Here is a 6691-nt window from a genome sequence, read left to right as displayed (position 1 = left end):
GCAAATCGTGAACATTCTTAGCGCCCTTTGCGCCTTCCCTGCCCGCGGCAGGCGGGCTAGCGGGCCGAAGGCCTTGCGGTTAAAAAATCCAATCACCACGAACACACATAAACCTGACTACCATGTATATACCCTTGTCAAAAAAAGCTTAACCGCAAAGAACGCAATAGAGGCGCAACGAACGCAAAGAGCCCTTGATTGAAACGAATAATCAAAATAAAACGAAACGAATTGCAAACAACCATACCCCTCCTTGCGGGCCGAAGGCCTTGCGGTTAAAAAAAAACCAAATGCTCCCAGATAAAAACAGCGCCATCGCCCACCTCGACCTCGACACCTTTTTTGTGTCGGTAGAGCGGCTCATCGACAGCCAGCTGAACGGAAAACCTATTCTGATTGGCGGCACGAGCGACCGGGGCGTGGTAGCTTCATGCAGCTACGAAGCCCGCCGCTTTGGCGTACACTCTGCCATGCCCATGCGACTGGCCAAACAACTTTGCCCCGAAGCCGTGGTCATTCGGGGCAATACCATGAACTACACCAAATACTCGCGTATGGTTACCGATATTGTCCGCGAAGCCGTGCCCGTAGTTGAAAAAAGCTCCATTGACGAATTTTACCTGGACCTCACCGGCATGGACCGCTTTTTTGGCTGCCTGAAATACGCCGCCGAGCTCCGCCAACGCATCATCCGCGAAACCGGCCTGCCGCTGTCGTTTGGGCTGTCGTGCAACAAAACCGTATCGAAAGTAGCCACCGGCGAGGCCAAACCCAACAACCAGCTTATGGTGGAATACGGCACCGAAAAGCCCTTTCTCGCACCGCTGTCGGTAAAGAAAATACCCATGGTGGGCGACAAAACCTACCAAACACTCTGCAACCTGGGCGTAAAAATTATCCGCACCATGCAGGATATGCCGCCCGAAATGATGGAAAGCGTGCTCGGCGCACACGGCCTGGTTATCTGGAAAAAAGCACAAGGCATTGACAACAGCCCCGTTATTGCTCATTCCGAACGCAAGTCAATCTCTACCGAGCGAACCTTTAACCGCGACACCATAGACGTGGTAAAGCTCCGCGGCATCCTCACTGCCATGGCCGAAAACCTCGCCTTTCAACTAAGGCGGGGCAACAAGGTAACCGCATGCGTAGCCGTAAAGGTGCGATATTCCGATTTCAATACACATACCCTGCAGTGCCGCATTCCCTATACCTCCGCCGACCATCTGCTCATTCCCAAAGTGCTGGAGCTTTTTGAACGCCTCTACAACCGTCGTCTGCTGATTCGTTTGGTGGGAGTGCGATACAGCCACCTTGTAGGCGGCGGTCACCAGATTAACCTGTTTGACGACACCGAAGAACGCATCAACCTCTACCGCGCCATGGACAAAATCCGCCTGCGATATGGCGACCGTGCGGTAATGAAGGCATCAGGCATGGAAGCACGTACCATCGGCCGAAGCAACCCTTTTAACGGTGAACCTCCACCGCTGCTGGCCAACCGAAAGCAGTAATAATCCGGGCTAAATTGCTTTCCTTAGTCCCGTGAATCCAACACTCATCCTGCTCATCATCATCGGGTATTTCGGGGCCCTGCTCATCATTTCGCATTTCACGTCGCGGGGAGCCAACAACACTACCTTCTTTACAGGCAACAAGCAATCGCCCTGGTATGTGGTGGCATTTGGAATGGTGGGCGCATCGCTCAGTGGTGTTACCTTTATTTCCGTGCCCGGATGGGTGGGAACCAGCGCATTCTCCTACATGCAAATGGTACTGGGCTATTTGTTGGGCTACGTGGTGGTGGCTACGGTGCTACTTCCGCTCTATTACCGACTTCAACTCACCTCCATCTACGCCTACCTTGGTCAGCGCTTTGGCCCCACCTCACTCAAAACAGGAGCCTCCTTTTTCCTGCTATCCAGAATCATAGGATCGGCGTTCAGGCTGTACCTCGTGGCCATTGTGTTTGAATTGGTGTTTCAACGCATGGACATCCACGTGCCTTTTGTGGTAACCGTGCTACTCACCATCGGGCTTATATGGCTGTACACAGCCCGGGGCGGCATTAAAACCATCGTGTGGACCGACACCCTGCAAACCCTGTTTATGCTCCTGGCCGTGGGAATTACCGTGTATCTCATTGCCGGAGAAATGAACCTCAACGCCTCCGCCCTCATTCAAACCGTGCGTGAAAGCGACTACTCGCAATGGTGGTATTTTGACGATTGGAATTCTCCCCGGCACTTTGTAAAACAGTTTTTTGCGGGCGCTTTTATCACCATTGTAATGACCGGGCTGGATCAGGACATGATGCAGAAAAACCTCACCTGCCGCAACATCGGAGAAGCCCAAACCAACATGTTCACCTTCAGCGCGGTACTGGTGGTAGTGAATTTGCTTTTTCTCTCGCTAGGTGCCCTGCTCTACCTCTTTGCACACGAACAACACATTGCCATTCCAGATCAAACAGACTACCTCTACCCCATCATTGCGCTGGACGGCCACCTGGGCCAAGGTGTGGCAGTGCTTTTTGTGTTGGGACTGATTGCCTCAGCCTACTCGAGCGCTGATTCGGCGCTTACGGCTCTTACCACCTCGTTCAGTGTGGATATTCTGCGTATTGAGCACAAAGACGGAGCCGAACAGGAGCGCATCCGCAAACAGGTGCACATCGGGATGTCGCTGGTACTGGTGGCTGTGATCCTGATATTCAAAGCCATCAACAACGAAAGTGTGATACAGAGCCTGTTCACCGTGGCGGGCTACACCTACGGGCCCTTGCTCGGGTTGTACTTTTTCGGGCTGTTTATCCGCAGAAATCTTCGCGATGCATGGGTGCCGTATATCGCCCTCGCGGCTCCGATCCTCTCCTACTTGCTCAGCAGCCAGTCGGCAAAGTGGTTCAACGGATTTGAATTCGGGTTTTTTATCCTGGTGGTAAATGGCGCCCTTACCGTACTGGGTCTCTGGCTGATCAGCACACCGCGACGCACCTAAAACCTACGGCTGTTACCGCACTACCGTAACGTGCCCCTGATAATCGTGATTGATGCCGCGCATATCCTGCACCCGCATCTGATAAACGTAAACTCCCGGCTGCACAACATAGGAGCCGCGGTACGTACCGTTCCAACCTACTTCGGGTTCCGTGGTATGGAAGAGCGTTTCGCCACTGCGATTAAGGACTCGCATCTCATACGACTGAATGCCGCGCATCACCGGCCGGAAAACATCATTGACCCCATCGCCATTGGGAGAAAAAGCATTGGGAACGTATACGAGGTGCCCCAACACGCGAATCACGCCACTGGCTGTTGACTGACAACCATTTTCGGCCGTAACAGTCTGAATCACCTCAAAAGTGCCGGCATTTTCAAAGACGTAGTTCAGGTCACAGCCCTCCAACGTGGTGCCATCAGGAAAGAGGTAGGTGCAACTCATGGCAGAATCACTTTGATTTACGATGCTGACCTCGGGGTCGAAAATGGTGAGTTCTTCGGGGTGGAACACAAAACCTGCCTCCGGCCTGGGAAGAACCGTGATGTATTCTACTCGCTCCGAAAAATCGCTACCCGTGCAACCTGCAAAACTGAATACATCCAACTGCACCGTGTACACACCTGGCTCATGGTAAGTATACACAGGAAAAGCAGCCGCAGATGAATTACCATCGCCAAAATACCAGTTGTAGGAAAGTCCTTGCGAACCCTGACTTTGGTTGTTGAAGACCACTTGCAGGGGCGCGCAACCGGAGGTGACTGCCGCCGAGAAAGCCGAGAACGGATCGGGATCAACTGTTGCTATTGCTGTGTGCGAAGACGTGCAATCATTGTCTGTTACGGTGAGCGTAACGGGATAGCTGCCCGGCTCCGGAAAAGTGATGGCCGGCGGGTTGCTGCCAAAAGACTGTGCTATAGATGCCTCACCCCCAAAATTCCACTCAATCACAGCCGCTTCCGAATGAGATCCTTCCGACTGAAAATGAAACGAATGTCCTTCGAAACACTGCACGGCCGGGGTGCTGAAAAATGCTTCAACCAGTTCGCCCACCTCAAAAATTTCGGTCGCTATATCGGGGCATGCGCCGCTGGCAGAAGCTTCAAGGGTCACCTCATAGGTTCCGGGCTCGCTGAAGGTATGCACCGCATTAAAACCCGTGGCTGCCTCAGGATTTCCGGGGTCTCCGAAATCCCACACATAGCTTGTGGCCTGACTGCTCTGGTTGGTGAAATTCATGGTAAGTCCCGCGCAAAACTCACTTTGAGGGGCAATTCCGGCAGTTAAGGGGGGGGCAACTTCAAAATTGTAGGTGGCTGTGGATGAGCATATACCCTGCGTTACATTCAAAGTTACAGCTTTGAAACCCGGTGAGGCATAGGTTATGCCTTCGGGGAAAACTTCATCCGAAGCTTCCGGTGTAGAACCGTTTCCAAACGACCAGCTGAACTGCGCGCTCTCACTGGCGCTACCCGTCCACCCAAATGTCCACAACTGTTCTTCCTCACACACAAAATCCACATTCGTAATGGTAACATTGATGGGGTGATAGGCCGTTACTTCCAGAAATGTAGTGTCGTTGCAAAACTGACCGGGATTGGCTACAAGCATCACCTCGTAAACACCTGTGTCTGGGAAAGTAAACTGAGGAGCAAACATATCGGAAACTGCATCATCATCCCCGTCCACACCAAAATCCCACAGAAAACTATCTGCACCTGTGCTCTCATTCACAAACTGAAATTCAAGACCGCTACACACTTCCTGATTGGCCGGAGCCACCGCCGGAATGGCCGTAATGGGTGGCACACAAGGCACCACGTTGAATTGAAAGTCACGACGTTTGGTACTGAGCAGCACCCCATCGCGGTACTCCTCTACACAGACTCCCACAACATACTGACCCAATTGTGTGGGCGTACCCTGTAAAAATCCGGTTGTGGGATCAATCGTAAAACCGGGATTCGCAATAATGGGATCAACAGCTGAGAAATCGGGGGCGTAATTTACAGAATTGTAAGGCGGAGGCAACGCAGGGTTCGGCATGGGGTTCAGCGCAGTGCCGCCATTCAGAGGATTGCACAGCGAGTACACCAATTCATCGCCATCGGCTTCGGATGCGCTGTGATCAAACTCAAAGGGCTGATTCACACAAATAGCCACCGGGGGCAGCTCGTTAAAAACAGGGCTGCTGTTACATTCAAAATCGTTGGGTGGTATATCAATGGTGTATGTATTACCCTGACCCTCAGGATTGGCCAGGTTGATGATGTCATAACCACGGCAGCAGCGCTGATGCACAATGGTATAACCCGACAAGCTTGGCGGCAGCGTTAGGATTCGTTCGTAAACCGCCTTTTGAACACACACGCCGGTTGGGGCTACAAAGCACGGGTCATCATTTTCAATGGGGATGGTAGAACTGGAAAAGCCAAACCAATTGGTATTCATAAACTGGTTGGTTCCTTCGTAAATCGTCATCACCGGATTCTGATCAAAGGGCGCTCCTGTGGCAAAACAATCGCGGTAAATCACAAGTGTAATCCTGTATTGATTGTTGCCCATGCACTCGTAATACAACTCCCCTCCCACCAGGTGATCGGCCTGAGCATCCGGGCAAGCCCAAAACAGGCTCACCAGAAGACCGAACATCACGCGCAGAAAAGGGGCTTTCAGGCTCATTACAGTGGTGTGAAAATTACAAATTCTGCTATGGTTTGTTTACTCAATGGCGTGATGAATATGTTATGTTCAGAGTGGTTCTTTACCCTGACGTACTCCCAGGGGCTGAAGTTGCTGCCGGCACCAGGCTAATTTCTGCCGAAACTCGTTTTGATTCGACTCAACATAATGGCCGTCGGGGTTGTTGATTAAGTCGGCAAGGTAGTTCCTCTCGGGCAAAATGGAGGCTTTGATATGATGCAACTCGTAGTGCCTGCCCACCATTTTCAGCTCCCGGAACTCTGAATCCGACAAGACCTCAAAAAATGACGAGCCGTGGGCGTATTTTCGGTATAGCGGAAAATCCATATCGCAAAGCTACTGGAATCCACCGGAAAGAGCCAACACGCAGCGAAATACTAACTTTGCACAGCCATGTCGAACAAGCAACAAAAAGCCGTTGAACACCTGAAAGAAGGCCGGTTTGAGCCCGCCCTGAAATTATTCAACGAACTCATCAAGAGCGACAATCGCAACGCTGACCTCTTCAGTTATCGGGGTACAGTGTACCTCAACCTGAAACGAAAACGCGAAGCTTTGTCGGATTTTAACCGGGCCGTTGAGCTCGACGCTGGTTACAGCTACCGTTACGCCAGCAGAGCCTTTGCCAAAGACGCATTGGGAGATCTGGCCGGTGCCATTGCCGATTACGAAAAAGCGGTTGAACTGGACCCCGAAGACGCAATCGCGCACAACAACCTGGGTTTGCTTCTCGAAAAACAAGGTAACATGCCCAAGGCAAAGCAGCACTTTAAAACTGCCGATGACTTTGCCAGTCATTTTCTGGGGTCTGAAAACGGCCAAAAACACCCAAAGCCCGGTTCCGACATCAACCTGCAGCCCACCAAGCTCAAACCCGACCCGAAAAAACTTACCGGTAACCTCCTTTGGAAACAGACACTTACCATTTTCTCTTCCCGAAAAGAGTTCAATCAGTTTGTTTCCTTTATTTTCAGGGGCCTGAAATAAG

Annotated in this window: 5 protein-coding genes; 3 read left to right on the top strand and 2 right to left on the bottom strand. The window is 51.7% G+C overall.

The genetic code is table 11. From position 1 onward, the window contains the following. Window positions 1-290: 290 nt before the first annotated feature. Window positions 291-1514, top strand: a complete 1224-nt coding sequence (locus EA392_10560) for a DNA polymerase IV (protein ID TVR38269.1) — start codon at window positions 291-293, stop codon at window positions 1512-1514. Between the two features lie 31 nt (window positions 1515-1545). Next, on the top strand, window positions 1546-3000 hold the full coding sequence (locus EA392_10555; protein TVR38268.1) for a sodium:solute symporter: 1455 nt from the start codon (window positions 1546-1548) through the stop codon (window positions 2998-3000). Between the two features lie 12 nt (window positions 3001-3012). Here the strand turns inward: EA392_10555 and EA392_10550 are convergent, their stop codons facing one another. Both EA392_10550 and EA392_10545 read right to left on the bottom strand, forming a co-directional pair. Continuing rightward, window positions 3013-5682, bottom strand: a complete 2670-nt coding sequence (locus tag EA392_10550; protein ID TVR38267.1) for a PKD domain-containing protein — start codon at window positions 5680-5682, stop codon at window positions 3013-3015. Window positions 5683-5751: 69 nt separating this feature from the next. Beyond that, window positions 5752-6030: a hypothetical protein gene (locus EA392_10545; GenBank protein TVR38266.1), complete on the bottom strand. Its 279-nt coding sequence runs from the start codon at window positions 6028-6030 to the stop codon at window positions 5752-5754. A 66-nt stretch (window positions 6031-6096) separates the two neighbouring features. Here EA392_10545 and EA392_10540 point away from each other — a divergent pair, with 66 nt between their 5' ends. After that, window positions 6097-6690: a tetratricopeptide repeat protein gene (locus EA392_10540; protein TVR38265.1), complete on the top strand. Its 594-nt coding sequence runs from the start codon at window positions 6097-6099 to the stop codon at window positions 6688-6690. Window position 6691: the final 1 nt, after the last annotated feature.

It is taken from the genome of Cryomorphaceae bacterium (genome assembly GCA_007695365.1).
GTDB lineage: Bacteria > Bacteroidota > Bacteroidia > Flavobacteriales_D > SKUL01 > SKUL01.
The sequence above is the reverse complement of the archived record's forward strand: the minus strand, read 5'-3'. Positions and strand labels throughout refer to the sequence as shown.

Bases quoted from the DNA above. Each gene is read 5' to 3' on its own strand.
- EA392_10560 (TVR38269.1), top strand. From the start codon at position 291: ATGCTCCCAGATAAAAACAGCGCCATCGCCCACCTCGACCTCGACACC.
- EA392_10550 (TVR38267.1), bottom strand. From the start codon at position 5,682: ATGAGCCTGAAAGCCCCTTTTCTGCGCGTGATGTTCGGTCTTCTGGTG.
- EA392_10545 (TVR38266.1), bottom strand. From the start codon at position 6,030: ATGGATTTTCCGCTATACCGAAAATACGCCCACGGCTCGTCATTTTTT.
- EA392_10540 (TVR38265.1), top strand. From the start codon at position 6,097: ATGTCGAACAAGCAACAAAAAGCCGTTGAACACCTGAAAGAAGGCCGG.